Source organism: Enterococcus sp. E5-37, from assembly GCF_035726925.1.
Classification (GTDB): Bacteria; Bacillota; Bacilli; order Lactobacillales; family Enterococcaceae; genus Enterococcus_B; species Enterococcus_B faecium.
This window is the reverse complement of record NZ_JAPMLG010000012.1, coordinates 34,450-57,992: the sequence shown is the minus strand read 5'-3', so window position 1 is coordinate 57,992 and position 23,543 is coordinate 34,450. Positions and strand designations below refer to the sequence as shown.

The 23,543-nt window shown below is 37.9% G+C and carries 17 protein-coding genes; 4 read left to right on the top strand and 13 right to left on the bottom strand.

The window, feature by feature from the left end; genetic code table 11:
- Positions 1 to 23 precede the first annotated feature (23 nt).
- From OS138_RS10350 to OS138_RS10340, 3 genes are read right to left on the bottom strand one after another with little or no spacing between them, the layout of a single operon-like run.
- Positions 24 to 881 carry an ROK family protein gene (locus OS138_RS10350; RefSeq protein ID WP_325070093.1) on the bottom strand — a complete coding sequence of 286 codons (858 nt, stop codon included), beginning with the start codon at positions 879 to 881 and terminating at the stop codon, positions 24 to 26.
- Complete coding sequence (locus OS138_RS10345) at positions 866 to 3,568, bottom strand: alpha-mannosidase (RefSeq protein ID WP_325070092.1); 2,703 nt, start codon at positions 3,566 to 3,568, stop codon at positions 866 to 868. The genes OS138_RS10350 and OS138_RS10345 overlap by 16 nt, the downstream gene beginning before the upstream one ends.
- Before the next feature lie 12 nt (positions 3,569 to 3,580).
- A complete protein-coding gene (locus OS138_RS10340) occupies positions 3,581 to 4,870 on the bottom strand; it encodes a glycoside hydrolase family 125 protein (RefSeq protein ID WP_002294491.1) in 1,290 nt (429 codons plus the stop codon).
- 149 nt (positions 4,871 to 5,019) lie between these two features.
- Here OS138_RS10340 and OS138_RS10335 point away from each other — a divergent pair, with 149 nt between their 5' ends.
- Positions 5,020 to 6,066 (top strand): GntR family transcriptional regulator, encoded by a 1,047-nt coding sequence (locus OS138_RS10335; RefSeq protein WP_325070091.1) that lies wholly within the window; start codon positions 5,020 to 5,022, stop codon positions 6,064 to 6,066.
- A 1-nt stretch (position 6,067) separates the two neighbouring features.
- Complete coding sequence (locus OS138_RS10330) at positions 6,068 to 8,221, top strand: GH92 family glycosyl hydrolase (RefSeq protein WP_325070090.1); 2,154 nt, start codon at positions 6,068 to 6,070, stop codon at positions 8,219 to 8,221.
- Between the two features lie 595 nt (positions 8,222 to 8,816).
- Here OS138_RS10330 and OS138_RS10325 read toward each other — a convergent pair.
- The 8 genes from OS138_RS10325 to OS138_RS10290 form a co-directional block, all read right to left on the bottom strand.
- Positions 8,817 to 10,268, bottom strand: coding sequence for a response regulator transcription factor (locus OS138_RS10325; protein WP_325070089.1), 1,452 nt, complete (start codon positions 10,266 to 10,268; stop codon positions 8,817 to 8,819).
- On the bottom strand, positions 10,265 to 11,989 hold the full coding sequence (locus OS138_RS10320; RefSeq protein WP_325070088.1) for a sensor histidine kinase: 1,725 nt from the start codon (positions 11,987 to 11,989) through the stop codon (positions 10,265 to 10,267). The genes OS138_RS10325 and OS138_RS10320 overlap by 4 nt, the downstream gene beginning before the upstream one ends.
- Entirely contained in the window at positions 11,982 to 12,596 is a 615-nt protein-coding gene (locus OS138_RS10315; protein WP_325070087.1) for a DUF624 domain-containing protein, read from the bottom strand. The genes OS138_RS10320 and OS138_RS10315 overlap by 8 nt, the downstream gene beginning before the upstream one ends.
- Before the next feature lie 344 nt (positions 12,597 to 12,940).
- A complete protein-coding gene (locus tag OS138_RS10310; protein ID WP_156249339.1) occupies positions 12,941 to 14,398 on the bottom strand; it encodes an ABC transporter substrate-binding protein in 1,458 nt (485 codons plus the stop codon).
- Positions 14,399 to 14,438: 40 nt separating this feature from the next.
- Complete coding sequence (locus OS138_RS10305) at positions 14,439 to 15,359, bottom strand: carbohydrate ABC transporter permease (RefSeq protein ID WP_002285972.1); 921 nt, start codon at positions 15,357 to 15,359, stop codon at positions 14,439 to 14,441.
- Between the two features lie 11 nt (positions 15,360 to 15,370).
- Positions 15,371 to 16,318, bottom strand: a complete 948-nt coding sequence (locus tag OS138_RS10300; protein ID WP_002285971.1) for an ABC transporter permease — start codon at positions 16,316 to 16,318, stop codon at positions 15,371 to 15,373.
- A 478-nt stretch (positions 16,319 to 16,796) separates the two neighbouring features.
- Positions 16,797 to 17,516 (bottom strand): pseudouridine synthase, encoded by a 720-nt coding sequence (locus tag OS138_RS10295; RefSeq protein ID WP_325070086.1) that lies wholly within the window; start codon positions 17,514 to 17,516, stop codon positions 16,797 to 16,799.
- A 48-nt stretch (positions 17,517 to 17,564) separates the two neighbouring features.
- On the bottom strand, positions 17,565 to 19,211 hold the full coding sequence (locus tag OS138_RS10290; RefSeq protein WP_002332371.1) for a putative polysaccharide biosynthesis protein: 1,647 nt from the start codon (positions 19,209 to 19,211) through the stop codon (positions 17,565 to 17,567).
- A 178-nt stretch (positions 19,212 to 19,389) separates the two neighbouring features.
- Between OS138_RS10290 and OS138_RS10285 the strand changes: the two genes are divergently transcribed.
- The gene (locus OS138_RS10285) at positions 19,390 to 19,980 is read left to right on the top strand and encodes a YitT family protein (RefSeq protein WP_002285964.1); all 591 of its coding nucleotides are present in this window, start codon (positions 19,390 to 19,392) and stop codon (positions 19,978 to 19,980) included.
- A 91-nt stretch (positions 19,981 to 20,071) separates the two neighbouring features.
- Complete coding sequence (locus OS138_RS10280; RefSeq protein WP_325070085.1) at positions 20,072 to 21,577, top strand: UDP-N-acetylmuramoyl-L-alanyl-D-glutamate--L-lysine ligase; 1,506 nt, start codon at positions 20,072 to 20,074, stop codon at positions 21,575 to 21,577.
- 83 nt (positions 21,578 to 21,660) lie between these two features.
- On the opposite strand, the gene celB is transcribed toward OS138_RS10280, so the two are convergent.
- Together celB and OS138_RS10270 are read right to left on the bottom strand one after the other, a co-directional pair.
- Positions 21,661 to 23,013, bottom strand: coding sequence for a PTS cellobiose transporter subunit IIC (gene celB, locus OS138_RS10275; protein WP_325070084.1), 1,353 nt, complete (start codon positions 23,011 to 23,013; stop codon positions 21,661 to 21,663).
- Positions 23,013 to 23,531, bottom strand: a complete 519-nt coding sequence (locus OS138_RS10270) for a hypothetical protein (protein WP_325070083.1) — start codon at positions 23,529 to 23,531, stop codon at positions 23,013 to 23,015. Before OS138_RS10270 ends, celB begins: the two co-directional genes overlap by 1 nt.
- Positions 23,532 to 23,543: the final 12 nt, after the last annotated feature.

Below are 23,543 nucleotides of genomic sequence, written 5' to 3'. Positions count from 1 at the left end.
TTCTTTTTGTGTAATTTGTCTGCTTACTTTTGATGTTCGTGTTCTGCTAACAGCAAACTACCGATAATCCCACTTTCATTCGGCAGTCCCCAACGAACGATATATTCACTTACTTGAGGTGTTTCCATATAACCACCCATCAATTCAACAAATTGCTGACGGATTTTTTGAAGGAGATGATCCTGATTCATTACCCCACCGCCTAAAATAATCTTTTCAGGTGCTAACGTCAACGTATAGTTGATCAGTGCTTGAGCAATATAATAAGCCTGAATAGCCCAAACAGGATGATCTTGCGGCAGATCTTGCCCTTTGATCCCTGTGCGTGCCTCAATAGACGGTCCTGCTGCTAATCCTTCTAAACAATCTTTATGATAAGGACAAGTACCTTCATAATGGTCATCTGGATGGCGTTTCACCCAAATATGTCCCATTTCAGGATGTGCGATCCCTGAAAAAATTTCTTCATTGATCACGACACCTGCACCGATTCCTGTTCCCACGGTAAGGTAAATACAACTATTTTTTCCTTGTGCTGCTCCTTGCTTCAATTCCCCATATGCAGCAGCATTGACATCCGTTGTCCAAGCAGCAGGAATATTGTAGTGTTCCTTGATTGTGCCAAGAAAATCGAATTGTGCCCACCCTTTTTTGGGAGTTGCCAAAACGTATCCGTAATTATCTTTTGTTTTGTCGATACCAATCGGGCCGAATGAGCCAATCCCGATTCCCTTCAATTCATAACGATCAAAAAATTCAAATACCTGATCCAATGTTTCTTCTGGTGTTGTGGTAGGGATACTTAATTTTTCTAAAATTTCTCCACCATCTGAAACCGCACACACAAATTTTGTTCCGCCTGCTTCTATTCCGCCATACATTCGTTTTCCTCCTCGAATCCGATTGTCCGAATCTCATAAGGTTGGATTATTGGGACAACCGCTTGCTTCGTTGGTTCTTCAAGCAGATTCAATATGACAGTTTTTCCATTGTCTTTAGTTATTTCCAATTTTTCTAAATGACTAGACATATTGAAACCTCTTACTACTACTTTATCACTAAACTTGCTGCGTTTCAAAGCTGTAATTGCAAACGTTTCACTTTTTATCGTTAAATATTGTTGTTTTGAAATCAATGTTCCTTCATGATGTTTGATTTGTTGAGTGGAAAAAGGAATCTGTGCTGCGTATGCATGCAAATAAGTAGAGAATTTTTCTTCTGGTCCATGTAGTTCAATGCTGTAATTGAACCGATGCTCACCTAGACACTGTGCTTCTGGTGTTGGAAAATATCCCCAATCGCCTAGTTCTCCCACACTGCGAAGTAGCGTCACTGCGATTTGTCCGTCTTCTGTTACTTCATATTCATTCAAACCAAAGTTTCCGACTGTTACACCGTACTCTTCATCATGAATATTGACAAATGCTTGCTGATGTTGCGGATTCGTGGGGTTTTCCCAACTTTTAGGCACATGGTTTGGGCGCTTCACCACTTCAAAAATACTATCTGCTTCGTGATGTTCCACATGTAACTTTGTAGGAAACAAGACACGTAAGCGATGATCTTTCATCTGATTGTCGAGAGTCGTTTCAAAGTCGATTTTTTTACTATCCTTTCTGATTGTCATGATTGTTTTTATTTGAAGGATTCGTTTTTCTTTGGATCGTTCTGCTTTTCGATAACGAAATTCCACAACCATCTGCTGTTCTTTTTCTAAACGCTCGTCTGCAGAAACAGGGATTTCCATTTCCTGTAGAATACTTATTTTTGCTATTTCCGGTGTATCTACTAATACTTTTACTTCAGAGTTTTCTTTGTTACTGGATAGGATTGGCTGATCATAGAAAGGTTGTTTAAAGATATACTCATTTCCTATATCGCCGATATCTTCAAAAATATGCAGATTATTCAACTTTCGTTTGTTTTTGCGATCTTCCATTGTAATGGTACCATTTTTTTCAATCGTCAAATGTAGAGGGCCGTTTTCGATGATTCGTCCACTCTGATGAATCATTGTTTCCTTTTCTTCTGCTTTCGCTTCCCCTTCTACAAGCGCGAATGTTTCCCAAGAAAATGCTGGCATGTTTTCTAATGGTAAAGTCACTTTGATCATTCTTGCCATATATGGCACACGGAAACGGTCTTTCGGCAAATCATAACCAAATTGGACAGTTTCTTCAGATAAAATAGCTGGTATAGTGGCCCCACTTTTTGTTTCTACATGATACTTACGTTTAGGCAAATTTTCTAACTCTTGATATAGTTTTTCAGGTATTCCTTCAGCGAATCTTTTTCTTTCTAATTCGATGGTTATTTCTGCTTCACCAGTTTTATCCATTCCTGCAGTATTTACAATGACAAATGGAAAGCTGTCTTTTGGGAATCCGGTCGTATCGATTGCTGCGGTCAGCTGTTCTAAGGAATCTTGTGCAAGATACTTTCCAACTTCATCTGCTTTTTCAAAACGAGGTATCATTTCCCGATGGACAGAATCGACTGAACAACCGCAAATACTGTCGTGAGGATGATTTTGCATTAATGTCTTCCAAGCATAATCTAATTGATCATGGGGATAGTTTCCACTAACTTCATAAGCCATCGTCGCAAGTGGTTCTGTAATATTTTCTAGCTGTCGCTGGACCTTGGTATTCCATTGTTTTAAGTAAACCCGAGCAGATGCTGTATTGGCTAAAGTATACCAGCCATCCGTTTCTTGACTTGTCAATTCTCCTTCTACTGAGCCTAAGTCTTCTGGCACATCTTTTTGAACTGCTTCCAGATAGTCAGTAAAATTAGAATGAATAAACTCGTAATCTGGAAACAGTTCATTTGCGAGATGGATTGCTTTTGATATATCTTTTTGTACCGGTTGATGATCAACACCATTCATCATCAATAAGTGGTTCGTAGAGGCATATTGTTCTGCATCCGCTAATTTTTGCTTCCAAAAGGCAAGAGCTGCTTCTTTTTCTACTGGAATCTCATTCCCGTTGCTATACCAATTGGCAAATAGCAGACCAAAGATTGCTGTTTGATCAGGTCCTTTCCACCACATTTCTGAGTATTGGGAAGAATAGTTTTCTGCTTCCAAAACTTGATTATCAAAGCCAATTGGTTTTACACCACGGCCAAACGCTGCTGCTGAAATACCAGCTTGTTTCATTAATTGAGGCGTCTGTCCCATATTTCCAAATGTATCGGGAAAATAGCCTAACATGACAGGGGTTCCCCATTTACGGCTTTCTTCCATGCCAATCAGCATATTTCTCACGTTCGATTCCGAACTGATAAGAAAATCGTCTTGCAAGATATAAAATGGTCCAATTCTCAATTTTCCTTCATTGATTGCTTGTTGGATTGCCTGTCTTTTTTCTGGCCTTACTTGAAGATAGTCATCTAAAATAATCGTTTGCCCATCCAAATGAAAACTGTTGAAGGACGGATCAACTTCAAATAGCTCTAGTAGATCGTCTATCAATTCAATCAGTCGCATGTGATGCTGTTCGTAAGCCATGTACCATTCACGATCCCAGTGGCTATGAGAAATGATATATACTTTCTTTTTCATTTACGATACCTCCTACTTTTCTACTCTAATATCAAAGTAATCCATGACTAATTCGCAAAACATCATATTTGCCCAAGAAAACCATTCTCTCGTATAATTTTCAGGATTGTTCACATCGAATCCTTCGTGCATAAGGTGTGTTCCTGCGTCAGTTGCTACAAGTAAATTCAATATCCGCTCTTTTTCAGATTTGTCTGACGTTGTCATTCCTTCCATAGCTAATGCAATCGGCCAAACGTATTTTTCTGGCGTATGGGAGGATCCAATTCCTTTTGCGTACTTTCCTTCATAGAAATATGGATTTTCTTTACTCAACAATGTTCTTCTTGTTTGCAGATAATCTTCCTCTTGTTCAGAACAATATCCCAAGTAAGGTGCGGCGATCAGATTGGGCACATTACTGTCATCCATGACTGTGGCGTTTCCCATTCCATCTACTTCATATGCATAAATCGTTTGCCCTTTTTGATTAACCGTTCGTCCGTGATTCTGAATCCCCTCTTGGATCTCTTTCTTCAATTTCTGTGTTTGCTGTACAATTTCTTTATCATCGAGTATCGTTTGAAAAATTTCTTCCACATAACCTAACACGACCACCGCAAACATATTGGATGGTACCAGATATCCATAACGGCAAGCATCATCGCTAGGACGGAAACCAGACCATGTCATTCCTGTAAAAGCTGTTTTTGCACCTCGCCCGTCATTGATCAGCGTATCTTCTTTTCTTGTCGTGTCTCGTACAAATGTATAAGGAGAGTGTTCATGATCTTGCTCTGTTTTGAACACGTCCAAGATTTTTTTGATACCTTCAATAAAAGATTGATTGAATTGATCAGTTTTTCCTGTATTTTTGTAAAGAAGATAGGCCAACTGTATTGGGTAGCATAAAGAATCAATTTCATATTTTCTTTCCCAGATCCAATCGTTCATTTTTGTATGATCTGTTTGGTGGCCAGCACCGTTAGCTTCTTCGTTGAAGGCATTCGCATATGGATCGATATTGATATAAAAAAATTGCTTTTTGACTAACCCGCTGATCATGTCAGCTAATTCCTCATCTTCTTTTGCAATCACTAAATAAGGACGAACTTGTGCAGTAGAGTCTCTTAACCACATCGCTGGAATGTCTCCCGTCAATAAAAAGGTGGTTCCGTCATTTTGCTTTTTGACTGTTGTCAACAGAGTATTGGCAAATGCTGCTGTAAAATTCTTTGCCCAGTCCGCATGGATATCCCCACATTTTTGTGTGATATCTTCCATAAATTTCTGCACCGATTTTGGTATATCTTTATAAACCACTAATAAAACCTTCTTTCTATTTGATATATCTTTAAAGATTATACTTCATACAGTCAATTATGTCTACGCTTTCAAAAAATATCTTTTTATTTACTTTTTCATCCATTATGGTATTATTTAAATATGATATATCATTAAGAGGTGTTTATATGAATCAACCATTGTACCAGACAATATTTAATGATTTGCAAACGGCTATTTTAACTGGTGAATTACCTGTAGACAGCCAACTACCAACTGAAAAAGAACTTTCACGTACCTATAAAGTAAGCAGAATCACTTCCAAACGTGCATTGACTGAATTAGAGCAATTAGGACTTATTTATCGCGTTCGCGGGAAAGGCAGTTTCGTTAAATCCGCTTCTCCGGAACAGATGCTTGCTTCTCCTACAAAAACACGACGGATTCTGTTTCTTCTTCCATATGTCGCTGATTTGTCTGTTGGTGATTTTAGCAAGGGATTGAACCCTGTGATGAAAGATAAACAGATTGATGTCATGATGACGACGCTTGACTTTCTACAAAATAAAACAGCAAAAGAGCTAATCAATGAATTTGACGGATTGATTTATTATGCTCTTGATACAGAACAACATCTTGACTTACTTTTTGAGCTTTCATTGAAAGAATTCCCTGTCGTCATATTAGATAAAAAAATCTATGAGTTATCTTTTCCTACCGTTCTTTCCGATAATTTCCAAGGCGGTGCGCTTGCTGCCTCTTATTTGATCGAACAGGGTCATTCAAAAATCGCTTATTTGTTTGGTACGCAGACTCATCCACAATCCGTTCGACAGCGTTACCTTGGTTACCTTGAAGCATTGGACAAAGCTGGTTTGACTTTCCACACTTCACTGGATGACAAAAGCGCGACATTAGATGAATTGCTTTCTTATATCACTAAGTATGAAGTAACTGCTTTTGTTTGTGAAAACGATGTTGTCGCTATCCAGACCATGAATCTCTTGAGACAGCATGGTTATCATATCCCTGAAGATTTTTCAATTATCGGATTTGATGATATCCAAGCAGCAGCTCTTGTTGACCCGCCACTGACAACCATCGCACAAGATTTTGAACAGTTAGGTAAGCTTGCGGGAGATGCTTTGGTCACTTGGTTAGAGACAAAAGATCGACCATCCGATAGTAAATTTCCAGTTTCATTCATCAAAAGACAATCAACAAAGGAGAAATAAAATGAATATCGGTCAAATAGATACTAGACATGCAACAGCGAATCAGCCAAATTTCTCTAATGGGAACTGCCAGCCTTATACTGGCGTTCCTTTTGGGATGAATTATTTTGCACCGCAAACTACGGATCAAAACGGCAGCTGGTGGTTTCATCCTGATGACCGCGTTTTTCAAGGCTACCGTCTTACCCATCAACCAAGTCCTTGGATGGGTGATTTCAGTCATATGCTGTTTACGCCGATCAATGGAAAACTACAGGAGAACACCCTTTTCCATGCTCAAAGTTCTTACCGCCCAGAAGAAAGTATATTTTGCCCGACTCATCTGTCGATCTGTCAATTACGTTATGGCATCTGTTCTACATTGATACCTAGCATGTATGGCGGAATCTTATCTATTGATTACAGCAAAAATGATAGCGGTTTACTTTTATCCTTTCCGGGACGCCATCAGCTCTTTGTTATAGATCCTTACACAGTGGAAGGAAAAATCACACATTTTGCTGGTTCAGAAGATCCTGATTTTTCTTTTTATTTTATATTGAGATTTGAATATCCTTTAACAATTGATGAGTTAGCTGTTTCCAACAAAAATAGCGACTCGATCCCGTTGTATTTTGAACAGACAAAAAAACAAACTATCCGATTTGGGACATCTTTTATCAGCTCGGAACAAGCAGCTTATAACCTGGAACTAGAACAAAACCAAAGCAAAGAGACTTACCTTGCTCACAGTCAAGAACAATGGCAGTCCTATTTTGATCGTATACAGCTCACACACCATGATCAACAACAATTGCGGACGTTTTATCATAATTTATATCGGGTGTTTTTATTTCCACAAACATTTTATGAAATTGATCCTAGTGGGCAAAAAATCCACTATGATACGACTAGTCGATCTATAAAACCTGGTGTTCTCTATACAAATAATGGGTTTTGGGATACGTATAAAACGGTTTATCCTCTTTATTCTTTGATTGCTGTAGAAAAATACGAAGAAATGCTGGAAGGTTTTTTGAACAGCTATAGAGAAAGTGGCTATTTGCCAAAATGGCTGTCTCCTGATGAACGTGGACTTATGCCTGGGACATTGATCGATGCGGTCATTGCAGATGCTGCTGTAAAAGATATCCGACGAGACTTGATGCCTGAATTTCTAACGGCAATGGAAAAAGGTGCTACGGTTCAAAGCAAACATCCAAATTATGGACGACAAGGAACAGAAGATTACTTGACATATGGCTATGTTCCTAATCACTACCACGAATCAGTCAATCACACATTAGACTATGCTTATAGCGATTTTTGTATTAGCCAAGTTGCCAAGGTACTAGAAGAGGAGGAAATGGCGAAGAAATATCAGCAGCAATCATTGAACTATCAAAATATCTTTGACTATGAGTCAGGATTTATGCGTTCAAAAGATAAAGATGGCAAGTTCAGAGAACCATTTTCAGCTAATCGTTGGGGACAAGATTATGCAGAAGGAAGTGCTTGGCAAAGCAGCTTTGCTGTTTATCACGATTTTTCAGGACTGATCGGAAAATATGGTGGCAGTGAGAGATATAAAGAAAAACTCATTGAGCTGTGCAATCAGCCCCCAACGTTTGACCCAGGAGGATATGGTTTTGAGATCCACGAAATGAGTGAGATGGCCGCGATAGAATTTGGACAATTAGCTATTTCAAACCAGCCAAGTTTTCACTATCCTTACTTGTTCAGTTATATAGGACAACCTGAAATGGCACAGCCACTGCTTAAACAGTTGATGACTCAGACCTTCGACGATTCTCCAATGGGTTACCCTGGAGATGAGGACAATGGAAGTATGGCCGCTTGGTATATCTTCAATAGTCTGGGATTTTATCCTGTCACGCCTGGAACCGGTGAATATGTTATCGGTATGCCATTAATTGACAAGGCTGTTTTGCTTTTGTCAAATGGAAAGGAATTGACGATTGAAGCAACGCCTAATCGGCCGCAGCAACAATTTATCCATAAAATCAAACGGATGGACCAAGAATATACGAAATTATATTTTACCCATCAAGATTTGCTGAAAGGCGGCACGATCTCTTACCAATTAGGGATCGTCCCTCACCCTAAGAAATATCAAGCAAAAGATTTGCCTTTTTCCTTATCAAACTATAATTAACAAGAGGATGTGAAAAAACTGTCCTGCATCAAGTAATAAGAACAGCCAAGCAAAAATAGCTCCTCATATTTTTCGTTTGGTTGGTCTTATTACCGCAGATGCAAGCTTTTGAACACCGTTTATCGAGAGGTTGTGAAAAAGCTGCCCTGCATCAAGTAATAAGAACAGCCAAGCAAAAATAACTCCTCATATTTTTCGTTTGGTTGGGCTTATTACCGCAGATGCAAGCTTTTGAACACCGTTTATTGAGAGGTTGTGAAATCAGCGTTCTGACCTGAGTATTAGAGAGACAAATGGCAAAATAGTTCCTCATATTTTGCCATTTTTTGAGCTAATACCGAGGGTCAGCTGATTGAACACCGTTTAGTGGAGAGGTCGTGAAAAAGCTGTTTAGTTTCGAGTATTAAGAAAAATTTTGTGAAAATGGCTTTCCACATTTTTGCATAAATTTGGCTTAATACCGAGAAACTGGCTTTTGAACTCCGTTTACCGAGAGGTCGTGAAAAAGCTGTCCTGCATCAAGTAATAAGAACAGCCAAAAATTAGATTTCTAGACAATTTTTTATAAGTTATTTCATTACATTGGCTTTTTCTTTTATGATTCTCCACTGTTTTCTCGGTACTCTTTAGGAGATTTGCCGACGATTTTCTTGAATAATTTAGAGAAATACGTGGTATTGTTGTAGCCAATCTCACTTGCTATCTCATTGATGTTTTGATTACTGTGCAAAAGCAGTTGTTTCGCTTTTTCCATACGTAAATGGTTCAAATAAGCTGAAAAACTTTTTTTCGTTTCTTTTTTGAACAGCTGTCCTAGATACATGACATTTAAATGCAGGTTTTCTGACACTTCTTTGAGTGTAAGTGGTTCTTGATAATGCTGGTGCAGGATTACGATTACTTTTTCCACATTTTCACTGTACTTTTTCTGTCTCTGATGCTTTTTGATGAATGACAGAAGTAGCTGATGAAGTTCTTGCACCGTTTTTGCCTGATGGATTTTTTCGATTCCTTGTAAATATTCCTCATCTTCCAGATCAATCAATTCCCGTTGAATCTCCATAAACAGTAAAAAACTGGAATATCGTATATCTTCCGGCATCATGGCTGCTAACTGAAACTGTTCAAAAAAATCAGTGATCATTTTTTGAGCGACTTCCAATTGTTTATTTTGCAGCACGCGTCTGAAACTTGAAAAATCGATGGTTTGATCTTTTGTTTCTGCTTGTACTGCGTAAAAAACATGCTCGTCTTTATCTCCATAAAATTGATGCAACTGTAGATTGTCTTTCGCTTGTTGGAATGTTTCAGGGATTTTGTCCAAAGAATCTGTCTCTTCCCCGATACTAATCAGCCATTCCTGATCAGGAAAGTTTTCTTGAACAAAACAACAGAAGCCATCAACCTCATCTGCCTCCAACAACAACGTGATCAATACACGGTCTCCGTAATTTCGTTGATAGTAAAAGATTTGTTGCTGTTCTTGCAACCATCTATTGATAAGAGTATCATGAGTTCTTGCCAGTTGAATCAATACTATCCTATGCTGCTTCTCACTTATTTGTCCTATTATTTCTTCTTCACTTATTTCATCCAATTCTTCATTCAACCATTGACTGAATAACAGTTCTTGATAGATTTCTTGTTGATTTTTTTGTTCATTTTGCTGATCTAACCGTGTTTTTATTTTCTTGAGGCTTTCAACCAATTCGAACTTATTTACGGGTTTCATCAAATAATTCACGGCGCCTAATTGCATACCTCCTTTCAAATAATCGAATTCTTGGTATCCTGATAAAATCATAAATTCAAAATTATGACGTTCTTTTTGAGCCGCTTCAATAAATTCCAGTCCATTTATTTCTGGCATTGTCACATCCGTTACTACTAAATCAATCTGTCGCTGTTCAAGTACAGCTAGTCCTTCTTTGGCATTCTCTGCTGTTGCTACTATTTGAAAGCCTAAACTTTGCCAATCAATTATCTTTTTTAACCCATTCAAAATCATGTATTCATCATCTACCAATAACACTTGGTACACGCTCATCCCTCCTTGAATGTAATAGAAACGGTCAGTCCACCTGTCTCATTATTCTCAAGCGACATATAATAACTGCTGCCGAAGCTGGCACGTAAACGTTCATTCACATTTTGCAGACCGATAGATCCGTGAAGTTCCACTTTAGGATGAGACAGTTTTTCTTCAATCTGTTTTAGCCGTTTTTCAGTCATCCCTTTTCCATTATCTTTGATGATGATCCTTACCCGTTTGCCTTTCTGCAAGACTTTGACACTTAGCGCATTATCGAATCGAGTAAAATCAATACCGTGTTTAAAATAATTTTCAACTAATGGCTGGATCACAAATTTAGGTACTTCGATCTTTTCCAAATCAGGATCGATCATAAAATGATAGGCTACTCGATTAGGATAACGCATTTGATACAAATAGACATATTTTTCGCAAAAGTCCAGTTCTTCTTTTAAAGTGATCGTTTTCTCTTGATTCGTATTGTTTCGAAGCAAAGCGGAAAACGCATATACAACATCTGCTAATTCTTCACTTCCTTCGCTGATTGCATACATTCGGATATATTCTAATGTATTATATAAAAAATGTGGATTGATCTGTGCTTGAAGCGCCCGCATATGTGCGTCTTGCTGTTTGATTTCTAATTTGTAGATGTCTTCTACAAACTGATTGATGCTATCCAACATTTCGTTGATACCGATTGAAAGTTCCTTCAGTTCATATTCCGTGTTTGTTATGTCGATCCGCGTCTCTAAATTCCCTGCTGCTGTTTGATCCATGGCCTGCATGACGATAGATACTTGCTGTGAATATCGCTTGAATGTTTTATAAAGAAAGATAAGCAATATATTGTCTAAAATAATGATACCAATGATCAGAGGGGCAAGATTTTTTCCCGTTTCGATTTTTACACTTTTTTTATCTAGTACAGCTAATATACGATAATCATCAGACAGTTCTTGGTGTTGAACAAAATTGTTTTTTTCCAGATCGTCAATCGGCAATTGTGAATTTTTCTGCAGACTCTCTGTGATGATCATTTCTTGTCTTTCAAACGTTTCTTTAGCTATTTTATTATCATGGAATGTGTATAGTCGATTTGTCGTTCCAGAAATCATGTATAAAGAGAGTCCATTGAATGACGTTAGATTTTCTAAAATCATATCTAGTTCTTTCTTTTGAAAACCAATAAAAATACTTCCTGACTCAGCTCCTCCTTGTGTGATAGGCAACTTGATATAAAAAGCGTCTAGTAATTTTGATGTCCCCTTTTTTATTTCCCCACCTTTGTTTTCTCTAGAAGATTCATAATACTCCGGTAGTTGATTCAACACGATATATATCGCACTTAGTTCTTCATAATTTGCGTAGAGATCTTTGATTTGATTTGGGAAAGAAACTAATTCATCGGTACTGTTTTGCTGTTCGTATACATACATCAGATACTGATCTATGGGTTTTGTTAAGTAGGTCGTCACATTTTCGATCTTTTCGGAATTCCCTACAAGCTGGTTTTTGATGATCCTACTCAAGGTTGTTTTATCATTCAGCATTCTGCTTGTGCTTTGAACGGCATCACTTGTCATGTTTTCTGCCTGTTTTTGATTTTGTTCCCAAGTATGGATACTAAAAATAACGGTAGCAGTCATCGTTACACCGATCATGATAACCGCGTATTTCCGCAACAGACGATTGAGTAAGGTTCCTTTTGAAAATAGAATCCGAAACTTATTCATAACTTTCCAACTGTTTATCTAATTCTTCACGCCAGTGTGTTGTCATCGTACCATTCCAAACTGTCAAAAGACCAATGACACCAAACAGGATCAATCCTTTGAATTGCCAAGTCACGCCTAAAATTATACCGCTACCAATAATTATTTTTAGAAAAGACGAAAAGCTGGAAAAAACCGAAATAAAACTTAGCTTTAGCAGATTAGGAACAGAGATCGTATATTCACTATCTAAAATCATACTGTATTGATAAGTAGCAAATAGGCAGAGCAAGGCAAAAAGTAAAATAAAATCAATAGCTAAAAAAATGAGCCCTTTGATTTGAACAGATAAATATAAATTGTAACTCAATAAAGCAGTACCAGATAAAAATAAACTAAATAGCAGATTGCCTCTTAAAAAATTTCTTTTATATATATTCCAGCCTCTTTTTATTGTGATTTCTTTATACTCGAATCCGTACAAATAAAATAGTTCATTGACTGTTTTCCATGCCGCACCAAATCCAAAGATGATCCCGCCGGCAAATGTATATATCCAGAAATACAAGGTTAGTTTTATAACGACCCAGATCCGGATAAATAACTCTTCCAAAGCCTTCCCTAACATATCTTCTCCTCCAAACATTAAGTTTATACTTTCTCATTATACAAAAAAAGGTTGGGCAATCAGCACCTTGACCTGATTATTAGAGAAACAAACGGAAAAATAGTTCCTCATATTTTGTCGTTTTGTGAGCGAATACCGAGGGTCAGCTGATTGAACACCGTTTACCAAGAGGTTGTGAAATAGCCGCTTAGTTTCGAGTAGTAAGAACAATTTTGTGAATATGGCTTTCCACATTTTTACATATATTTAGCTTAATACCGAGAAACTGGCTTTTGAACACCGTTTATTCGGAACAAGAGGTTGTGACACGTCTTTTGTCACAACCCCTTTGTCTTTATTCATTATTATTCTTGTCGGAACTCATCATATTGTTTTTGCATTTCTTTCAATACCTTATCATAGCCAGCCTTGTCCAAAGCGTCTTTCAATTTCGGTAATGTTTCATCTGGATCAACAGTCCCTGTATTCAATCCATCTAAATATTGATTCATGACATTAGAAATATTACTTAATTCTGTTTTGACACTGTCAGTGTTGAAGCTGAATCCTAAAATCGGTGAAGTTTCTGCATCAGCAATCGATTGATCACGTTTGGCAATCATGTCATCCGTAATAGACTCTTGTGTATATAGAATCTTGTTGTTTCCTGTATTCCAAGCAGACATATGTGTATTTGGCTGATAACCATCTAGCAATTTGATTTTATCATCTGAACCATCGACTTTTTCCCATGCTTCTCCTTCGATCCCCCAAACAAGCCCATTCAATAATTCTGGATCACTGTTAAGCAGCCCTAGAAGTTCTACTGATTTTTCTTTATTTTTTGAAGTATTTGATACGACAAAATTTGCCATTTGTGCTTGAGCTGTAGATTTTAGTGGAACAGTAATTGCTTTTGAAACAAGTTCTTGTTTTGCTGCATTTGTCAAAATCGTATCGCCATAATCATACGGTCCTTGTGTTTCTCCACGCATTAGCCAAGTATTTCCTTCTAGTGGATAATCCTTATTGCTCGTTGCAGCGTCACTTGGAATGAGTCCTTGTTTGTACCAGCTATGCATTGTACGTAACAGTCCGATATACGTTTCATTATCGTATTGGTTGATGATTTTCGAATCATCTCCATCCAGATCAATAGCAAACGGTAACGTATTCCCTAAAGGATAATCAAAGTTCCCTTGGACTTTGAAGCCTTGTCCAATGGCAAAAGCTGCCGTGTTTGGTTCTTTTTCATGGAATTCCTTCAAGACTTTTTCTGCATCAGCGTAAGATTGGATTCCATCAATTGAAAGATCGTATTTATCTAGTAAAGCTTTGTTAAAAGTAAGTACTTGTTGAGCAAAGACATTTCCATTGACTGGGAAAGCATATAATTTTCCATTGACCAGATTTCCTTTAATATATGCTTCATCTAAATCATTATAAGCTTTTTCAGCGTACTTAGGCGCTAATTCAGTCAAATCAGCAAAGGCTCCTTTTTGGGCATTGGAAACATAGTTGTTCGCAAAGGCGATATCATAATTTTCCCCGGAAGAAATGATGACGTTCATTTTCTTTTCGTAATCGCCCCAGCCAATGTAATTGATATTGACTTTTACACCGATCTCTTTTTCGATTCGTTTGTTTGCTACTTCCATCAATTGATCGAAATTATCTGGTTTATCTCCGATTTGATACATCTGCAAAGTGTCCGAATCACTAGCTTCTGCCTGGTCTTTAGAACCAGAACCTCCGCATGCTGCTAATGTTCCCAACAACAACGCTGAAACACCTGTAAAGGCTAGTTTCTTCCATAACTTCATTTTTCTTCCTCCTAATTTTATGATTTATATTTTTGTTTCTTTATTCTTTTACTCCGCCGATTGTTAGACCTTTGACAAAATGCTTCTGGAAAAATGGATAGCTGATCGCAATAGGCAACGTCGAGATGACTACGATCGCCATTCTGGCAGATTCTCCTGGAACTGAGGCTAATCCGCCTGTCAATTGGCTTCCTGCTCCTGAATTTTGTGTCAGATATTGAATATTACTTTGGATTTTCATCAAAAGATACTGTAGTGGAACTAGCTTATCATCTTGGATGTATAGTAAAGCATTGAACCAGTCATTCCAGTAACCCAATGCGGCAAATAAACTGATTGTCGCAATACCTGGAACAGCTAACGGTAAAACGATCTGAACAAATATTCGCAGTTCGCTAGCTCCATCGATCCGTGCCGATTCAATAATCGAATCAGAGACCGAACGTTTAAAGAATGTGCGCATCACAATAATATTGAAGGGACTGACAGCCATTGGCAAGATCAATGCCCAAATCGTATCTTTTAACTGAAGAAGATTTGTCATAACAAGATAATTGGCCACCATCCCTGGTGAGAACAACATCGTAATCAAACAAAAAACGGTAAAAAAACGACGGAATGGAAAGTTTGACCGTGAAATCGCATAAGCATATAAAGAAGTAGCCGTGCTATTGATCAGTGTACCTAAAACAGTAACAAGTACAGTGACGAAAAGCGCTTGGAAAATTTTATCCTGCATCTGGTCGAACAAGTACGTATAACCAAATATACTGAACTTTTCTGGCCAAAAACTGTACCCGTGAGTCGACAATATGGACTCATCGGTAAAAGAGATGGCGATAACAAATATAAATGGCAAAATACAGGAAATAGCAAAGAGTGCAATCATTATATTAGAGAAAAAATTAGCCGTCTTATTGAAAGAGCGGACTTGGACTCTCTCCACTTTCTTTTTTTTCATTTTTTTCCTCCTTAGAATAATGCAGAATCGCTATCAAAACGTCGGGCGATCGTATTTGTGATCATCAACAAGACAAAGCCGACAACTGATTGGTAAAGTCCTGCAGCAGCCGTCATACCAAAATCTCCTGTGGATGTCAGGCCATTGTAGATATACGTATCCAAAACTTGAGTCACATCATATAATGCACCGGAATTCCTAGGAATGTTATAAAACAGGCCAAAATCAGCTCGGAAAATGTTTCCTACGGCTAAAATCGTTAAAATCGTCATTAGTGGAATAAGTTGTGGTATCGTCACATGTTTTATCTGCTGCCATTTGCTAGCTCCATCAACCATAGCAGCTTCATAATAAGTCGGATCGATTCCCATAACAGATGCAAAGTAAATAATACTGTTATAACCAATCCCTTTCCATGTACCGATGAACACCAAGATAAACGGCCAATATTTCGGTTCATTATACCAATTGACAGCTTCTCCTCCATGTCCAGTGATCCACTGATTGAATATTCCTTTGTCAGGACTTAAAAAAGCGTAAACAAAGTAACTGATAATGACCCAAGATAGAAAATAAGGTAGTAAGGACATCGTTTGATAAACTTTAACGAGTCGTTTATTTCTCAACTCGCTCATAATGATTGCAAATACGACTGAGATCAGCAGATTCAAAAGGATAAATGCTACATTATATAAAATTGTATTTTTAGTGATGAGAAATGCTTGATCCGAAGAAAATAAAAATTTGAAATTTTCCCAACCCACCCAAGGACTTTCCCTCAAGCTAGCCAAGAACCCATCTGCTGAAATATGAAAATTTTTGAATGCTACGACATTCGCCATTACAGGTATGTAAAAGAAAAAAATCATCCAAAGCATACCCGGTACAGCCATCAGGACAAGTGCTTTATAACGCCATAGATTCATAAAAAAATGATTGAACCCCTTTCGTTTTTTCATCTAAAAACCCCTTTCGATTCATTCGCAACGTAATTATAGCGCTTTCAATAATAAGAATAAATAAACAAAGTATAGGGAAAATGAAACAAAGTATAGGAGAGGTTGTGAATTCAGCGTTTTGGCCTGAGTATTAGAGAAAAAAACGGGAAAATAGTTCCTCATATTTTGCCGTTTTTTGAGCTAATACCGAGGGTCAGCTGATTGAACACCGTTTATCAGAGGTTGTGAATTCAGCGTTTTGGCCTGAGTATTAGGGAGATCGTGTCCTTACTATCTAACTCTGAGTCACAAGGAACAATGGGGACTGTGACAAAAGTCTTGTCACAGTCCCTTATTCCGAACAAACGGTGTTCCAGAAGTAGCTTCTACGGAAATAAGCCGAAATTTCACAAAAAAGCCATCCGAAAGTCAGACGGACAAGTCTGCTTTTCAGATGGCGCTACAACTACTCTGCTTATTCTTTTAGCTATCCATTCAATTATTTTTCTCTCACTTGTTCTAGCTCTTCTTTGGTCATGGGTCGATATTGCCCTTTATTCAAATCTTTAGGCAGCCAAAATTTTCCCATACGGATTCTTTTTAAATATAAGACTTCTTTTCCTACTGCTTTGACCATTCGCTTAACTTGGTGAAACTTTCCTTCATGCAAAATCAGACGGATAATTGAAGTTTCTGTCTCTTGATCTACTTGATCAATTTGGAGTTTTGCCGGCAATGTCTGCTCATCGCCATCAATAATCAGTCCTTCTGCAAATAAACGGATATCTTCTTCTGTCATTATACTGCTAACCTCAGCTAGATATTCTTTCTCCACATGTTTTTTAGGTGATAGTAACTGATGGGCAAACACCCCGTCATTCGTTAAAATCAAGAGGCCCTCTGTGTCTTTATCTAATCGGCCGACTGGAAAAAGATCTTCCCGATAATCCTGGTCTTCCAATAAATCGATTACGGTTTGATCATGATTATCCTGAGTAGCAGAAATGACTCCTGCAGGTTTATGCAAAATGTAGTAAAAATCTTTTTGATACGTAATGATTTCTCCTAAATAAGTAACCGCATCTTCGAATTCATTTACTTGCGCTTTATCGCTTTTCACCACTTGTCCATTGACTTCGATCGTTCCTTTTTTGATCAATCCTTTGACTTCTTTGCGGCTGCCAAGTCCCATATCTGCTAAAAACTTATCTAAACGCATGCGTTTCCCCCATTTCAAAAGAGCATCAATCTAGCTCTTCCGATTCACTTATTTTATTTTTAATTTATGTCGTAAACGCGCTATTCCTGGTCCTAGTAGTCTTTCTGCCAAGCGGATTTTCAAAGCTAAATAACCATACACTAAAGCCCCTATACCTGCTACTACAAGAATCAACAATAGAGACTGGAATTTGCTATCTTCGTTTAAAAAAGCACCAAAAATCATCTTTGTGATCCACGAAGCCAAAAGCATAATCAAGGTAAGAATAAAGATCAGCAATGTCCTGCGCCAGACAAAACTTGGTTTAAAGCGGGCTACTTCATGGATTCTCTTTAAGATCAAGGTACAAGACACAGCAAATCCGATCATTGTCGCCAATAAAGGGCCGTATACTTCAAATAAACGAATGGCTGGGTATTGAAGAAGGAGTTTCACTAGAAATCCAATAACCAAATAATTAATTGCCGCCTTGTTTTCAAACATTCCTTGCAGCATGTTGGAAACTAGCATATAAAGTCCTAGGAAGAGTCCTACAAAACTTGCTTGGATCAGTACATTACTTCCTAGAGAATCCGGTGTATAAAATAATGTATTTAGCGGATAGGCAAGTAACATAACACCAAATGTCGCCGGAAACATAAAAAATGAAAACAACTGTAAATTTCCGCTTGTCAATTTTGCCAGGCCTACTCGATCTTTCAACGTAACAGCTTCTGTAATCAACGGTAACCCAGTAGACGCGATCGATGTTGCCAATGCGATAACTACCATCGTCAACTTATCTGGATTGGCACTAAAAATCGAAAAAAGATCCAGTAACTGTGCATTGGAATACTCGGTGGATGCAGACATGATCTTCATAAAAGTGAACTGATCGACTAATTTGAAGATCGTTACCCCTGAACCCACAATAATAAACGGAATCGCTTCTTTAACGGTATCTAACAACAATTCCTTCGTTGCAATATTTACTTTGTTTTCGCTGTAGTGAATAAACGCCGATGTATACGCTTGATGTTTCTTCAAAAAATACAAAAGGACAAGAATACTTGCTAGCATACCGATAAATGCCGCGAAAGTTGATTGCGTGACCGCCGTCACATAGTCACCATCCATGACTTTCATGATGATGAATGTAGCCAATAGCATATAAAAAATACGTGCCACCTGTTCTACAATCTGCGACAGCGCATAAGGCATCATCTCTTGATTGCCTTGAAAATACCCTCGTATCACACTCATACAAGGAAAAACCAATACAGCGATACTCAAAGAACGCATCGTTGGAATCAGTTCTTCTCCGCCACCAGAAGCATGAGCTAGCCAAGGAGAGGCGATGTACATGAACAAAGCAAACAACAGGCCTAACCCGCCCATCATCTGTAATGCACGGATAAATAATCGTCGTGAAGTGCCATATTCATTCAATGAATTATAGCGTGCAGTTTGTTTTGCAATCGCAGCAGGTATTCCTGCTGTAGAGATCAGTAGAAACAATGCATATATATTGTATCCCATATTGAATAATCCATTGGCAGCCTTAGCATTTTCGCCCATCCAAGCATACCAGGGAATGATATAGACAGCGCCTAGCAATCTTGAAATGATATTACTGGCGGTCATCCAAGCAGAGCCTCGTGCCATTTTTTCTTGCGGTGTTAATTGATCTAATGCTGGTTTTCTTTGATTATCCATCGGTCAGATTCCAACTTTCTACAAAACATTACTATCATTTTAATTGGTAAAACAGAAACTGGCAATCGATTTTATATAACTTTTATAAGAACAATCGTTTTTTTGAATTCGGTTTCGTTTTTTTGGTAAAGTAAAGAAATATACAGCCTTTTATGGCTAACATTTATAGGAGATATCAATGACACAAGAAATAAAAAAACTACCCGTTATATTTTTAGGTCTTTTCTTTATCACAGTTGGATTGAATTGGTTCTTGCTCCCTCACGATATAGCTTCCGCCGGAGTGGGCGCCATCGGACATTTAGTTGAAACGGCCTTTTCTATCCAACGCTCAGTTACTGTTTGGAGCATCAACCTTATGATGCTGCTTCTAGCCGCTGTCCTATTAGGAAAATCAGTATTTTTTAAGACTGTAGCGGGAAGTCTGCTTTTTCCTGTTGTTTTAGAGATTGTTCCAAAAGTGGAAATGATCTCCTCACATTTCTTTTCACTGATTTCAGGAAGTCTTTTGTTCAGTCTTGGGGTTTACACATTGTACACAGTCGGGGCCTCAAATGGCGGTATAACGATACCGCCGATTATTTTCCACAAATTTTTTCGGCTTCCAATGCCGCAAGGACTTTTACTTACCAATAGTCTTATCGTCTTTTTGAATTATTATGTTTTTGGATTGTTGGAGACACTATTCGTTCTCCTATCTATTACAGTCAGTTCATTGTTTATGAAAATACTCATCCGCTTGTCCCCTGTGTCAAGAAAATTTGAATAAAGCTGGATTTTGTCATAGCGGAAACAAACGATATATTAAAAAGAGTGTGCTATAATAAATCAAGAAATTGAATGAAGCGAGGGATCAATCAATGAGCTTCTCTTTAGAAGACATCCGTCATTTACTATTAAAAGAAAATCTATTAAAAGAATTTGTTTCAACAAGAGGCTGGCATCTTAATGTACCAGAAAAAGCTGAATTTCTTCAGCTAAGTTATGATTCAAGAAAAGCTGATGCTTCTACTTTGTTTTTCTGTAAAGGAATGAATTTCAAAGAAGAATATTTGGATTCAGCAATCGAACAGGGTATTCAATATTATGTATCAGAACAACCATACGAAAATTCAGCAGTAGGAATCATCGTAACGGATATCCGTAAAGCAATGGCGCTTCTTGCTATGGCTTTTTATGACTATCCGCAAAATAAATTGAAAGTGATCGGATTCACTGGAACAAAAGGTAAAACAACTGCTGCGTACTTTACAAAAGCAATCTTGGATCACACAACAAATAAAAAAACAGCATTGCTTTCTACTATGAATACAACGTTAGATGGCAAAACATATTTCAAATCCCATTTGACAACGCCTGAGTCATTAGATTTATATCGTATGATGTCAGAAGCAGTTGAAAATGGTATGACTCATCTAGTGATGGAAGTTTCTTCACAAGCTTACAAAACACAACGCGTATACGGCTTGACTTTAGATGTCGGAATCTTCTTGAATATCTCGCCTGACCATATCAGTCCGATCGAACATCCGACATTTGATGACTATTTCTATTGCAAGCGACAATTGATCTTGAATTCAAAAACAGTTGTTTTAAATCATGAAAGTGACTATTTTGATTTACTTAGGGAAACAGCCGATCTATTCCAGATTCCAACGATCACTTATGGTCGTTCGGAAGAAAGCAATTATCAAGTGATCCGTTCAGATAAAGGTACTCACGGTTTTACTTTATCTTCTCATGAAGATCGCTTAGCTATCTGCGATACTGCTTATGATATTTTGCTGGCTGGAGGATTCAACCAAGAAAATGCAGCCAGTGCGATCATTGCCGCAGCACTAACAGGTGCCTCCAGTCAAGATGCACAAGACGGATTAAAAGAAGCTCGTGTACCAGGCCGAATGGATCAATTGATCCAATCCAATGGAGCGCATGTCTATGTGGACTACGCACATAATTATCTAAGCTTGAAAACATTGCTGGAATTTGCCAAAAATGAACATCCAGATGGCCGTGTAATTGTTGTATTAGGCAGCCCAGGAAACAAAGCAATCTCCCGTCGACATGATTTTGGAAAAGTGCTATCAGAAACAGCTGACATCGCCTTTTTGACGGCAGATGACCCAGCATTTGAAGATCCGAAAAAAATCGCGGAAGAAATCAATGAAGCAATTACTAATCCAGATTTGATCGTTCATTATGAAATGGATCGTCCTGAAGCGATTCGACGCGCTTTAGCAGAAAGCGCTCCGCAAGATTCAGTCGTTATTGCGGGAAAAGGCGTGGATCCCTATCAAAAAATCAATGGTGTAGATGAACCTTATGAAGGGGATTATGCAATCGTGAAGCGGTTGATTGAAGAATAATAGTATTTATATACTAGTGGTTTCCCATTTCTAAGAAAAAAAGGGACTGTGATTTTTTGTCACAGTTCCTTTTTTCTTAGAAATCATTTTAACTTTTCACTAGCTAATTCTGCTGCCTTTTCTCTTTCTTCATTTAATAATTTATTATCATAGAATTTGATAAATGGGAACCAGATAATGAATGCGATGATTGCACAAATGACTGCTAACACAGCCGCTTTCCAATCACCACCACTACCAACAAATGCTCCGATCCCGACTGGTGAACGCCACGGCATCTGTGCAAGCATCGGTTTGACGATTTCCAGCCGAATGGCAAAATAAGCGAGTGTAGCAGAAGCCATCGGAGCTAAGAAAAACGGAACCGCTAAATAGGGATTGTAGACGATTGGCATCCCGAAAATGATTGGTTCATTGATATTGAATAATCCTGGTACAAGTGAGGCTTTTCCTAACACTTTCAGCTGATCAGATTTCGCGAGGAATGCAATAAAGATGATCAATCCTAAAGTCGCACCTGATCCACCAACGGTTACATAAGAATTGTTGAATTCTCCTGCCAACGGATAATTTGCGCCTTGTGCGTTAGCTGCCATATTAGCTAATACGATCGGGGTCAAGAAAGAAGTGATGATATTCGCTCCATGGATCCCTACGATCCACAATGCATGGATCAAGAAATAAATCACCATGACACCAAGCCATGTATTCGTCAACTGCGTAACAAACCCAAATGGGATAGCAATCATTTTGAAGATATCCGTTCCTAGTGCAACTAATAATCCATTGATGATCATCACCACAAACGCAATGACAAATGTTGGGATCAGAGCAGTGAAAGAACGAGAAACTCCTGGCGGAACAACATCTGGCATTTTTATGACCCAATTTCTTTTGACACACATACAATACAATTCGACCGCAATAATCGACATAATAATAGCTGTAAAGATTCCTGAAGTTCCTAAACGTTCGACAAAAGAGCCCATCCTAATACCATTTACTACAGTTTCTGTCTCATTGATAGAAGCAATCAAGCTGATTTTACCATCAGTCATGATCAATTCAGGGATACACATAAAGAATGCAAAAACAGATAGTAATGCCCCCGTGAGCGGATTAACATTTAATTTTTGTTCATCTCGTTCAATTGACGTTAATTCATAAGCAAACACAATGGCAAAGTAAATAGATAAAATCCCCATCGTCATTGTATTGACGATCATGTACAAGTCACTAACTTTGAAAAAAGTTGCATTAAAAAATCCTTCTAAAAATGGGAACGGTAATGGCAAAATATTTAAAACCAAAAACATCGAGCCTACGATCGTGAAAGGAATAGAAGCCATCCCCGCTGCCATGACAGCCCGAACGATTTTAAGTTGCGCAATTTTCCCCATAGGTCCCATCAGGTATTTCTGCAAAAAATCAAACATTAGTTATTCTCCTTTCCTAAATATAACGCTTTTTCATATTGTTTAATACGGATATACTGTTGGTCTTGGTTGAGTGAAATTTTCTTTAAACGATACTGTATAAATGCACTGGTAAAAATACCGCTTACAACAAGAATGAAAACAAATAACTGTCCTCCATTGTTATTTGCCATAAAAGGATACAAGAGTGTAAATCCTGAGGTAAACAACACTGGAATCAATAATAAATTAAAGACACCCTGGAACAAAAAATACCACTTTGTCCATGGAACGTTCGTTTGGTGTTTTCGATAAAGCTTTACTTGTTCTCCTACTGCAGGCAAAATAGCTAAAATCAGAATCATCGGTAAACTACTTCCTAAACTTTTAGCTGATAGAAGCAGAATCATCCATTGCATGTTCATGAAAAAGAAAAAGGCAGTCAGGTAACGTACGATTAGATAACGATTGAAATACATGTTTTTCAAACTAAGTTGCTTTTTTTCTAATTCGATTTTCCTTTTTACTGTATCTTGCACAATGTCCCTTCC

What these genes read in the sequence shown, in the direction of transcription:
- celB (WP_325070084.1), bottom strand. Translation starts at nt 23,013, where the DNA reads ATGTTTGATTTTTTGCAGAAATACCTGATGGGACCTATGGGGAAAATT.
- OS138_RS10300 (WP_002285971.1), bottom strand. Translation starts at nt 16,318, where the DNA reads ATGAAAAAACGAAAGGGGTTCAATCATTTTTTTATGAATCTATGGCGT.
- OS138_RS10330 (WP_325070090.1), top strand. Translation starts at nt 6,068, where the DNA reads ATGAATATCGGTCAAATAGATACTAGACATGCAACAGCGAATCAGCCA.
- OS138_RS10280 (WP_325070085.1), top strand. Translation starts at nt 20,072, where the DNA reads ATGAGCTTCTCTTTAGAAGACATCCGTCATTTACTATTAAAAGAAAAT.
- OS138_RS10335 (WP_325070091.1), top strand. Translation starts at nt 5,020, where the DNA reads ATGAATCAACCATTGTACCAGACAATATTTAATGATTTGCAAACGGCT.
- OS138_RS10325 (WP_325070089.1), bottom strand. Translation starts at nt 10,268, where the DNA reads ATGAGCGTGTACCAAGTGTTATTGGTAGATGATGAATACATGATTTTG.
- OS138_RS10295 (WP_325070086.1), bottom strand. Translation starts at nt 17,516, where the DNA reads ATGCGTTTAGATAAGTTTTTAGCAGATATGGGACTTGGCAGCCGCAAA.
- OS138_RS10315 (WP_325070087.1), bottom strand. Translation starts at nt 12,596, where the DNA reads ATGTTAGGGAAGGCTTTGGAAGAGTTATTTATCCGGATCTGGGTCGTT.
- OS138_RS10305 (WP_002285972.1), bottom strand. Translation starts at nt 15,359, where the DNA reads ATGAAAAAAAAGAAAGTGGAGAGAGTCCAAGTCCGCTCTTTCAATAAG.
- OS138_RS10285 (WP_002285964.1), top strand. Translation starts at nt 19,390, where the DNA reads ATGACACAAGAAATAAAAAAACTACCCGTTATATTTTTAGGTCTTTTC.
- OS138_RS10350 (WP_325070093.1), bottom strand. Translation starts at nt 881, where the DNA reads ATGTATGGCGGAATAGAAGCAGGCGGAACAAAATTTGTGTGTGCGGTT.
- OS138_RS10320 (WP_325070088.1), bottom strand. Translation starts at nt 11,989, where the DNA reads ATGAATAAGTTTCGGATTCTATTTTCAAAAGGAACCTTACTCAATCGT.
- OS138_RS10310 (WP_156249339.1), bottom strand. Translation starts at nt 14,398, where the DNA reads ATGAAGTTATGGAAGAAACTAGCCTTTACAGGTGTTTCAGCGTTGTTG.
- OS138_RS10290 (WP_002332371.1), bottom strand. Translation starts at nt 19,211, where the DNA reads ATGGATAATCAAAGAAAACCAGCATTAGATCAATTAACACCGCAAGAA.
- OS138_RS10345 (WP_325070092.1), bottom strand. Translation starts at nt 3,568, where the DNA reads ATGAAAAAGAAAGTATATATCATTTCTCATAGCCACTGGGATCGTGAA.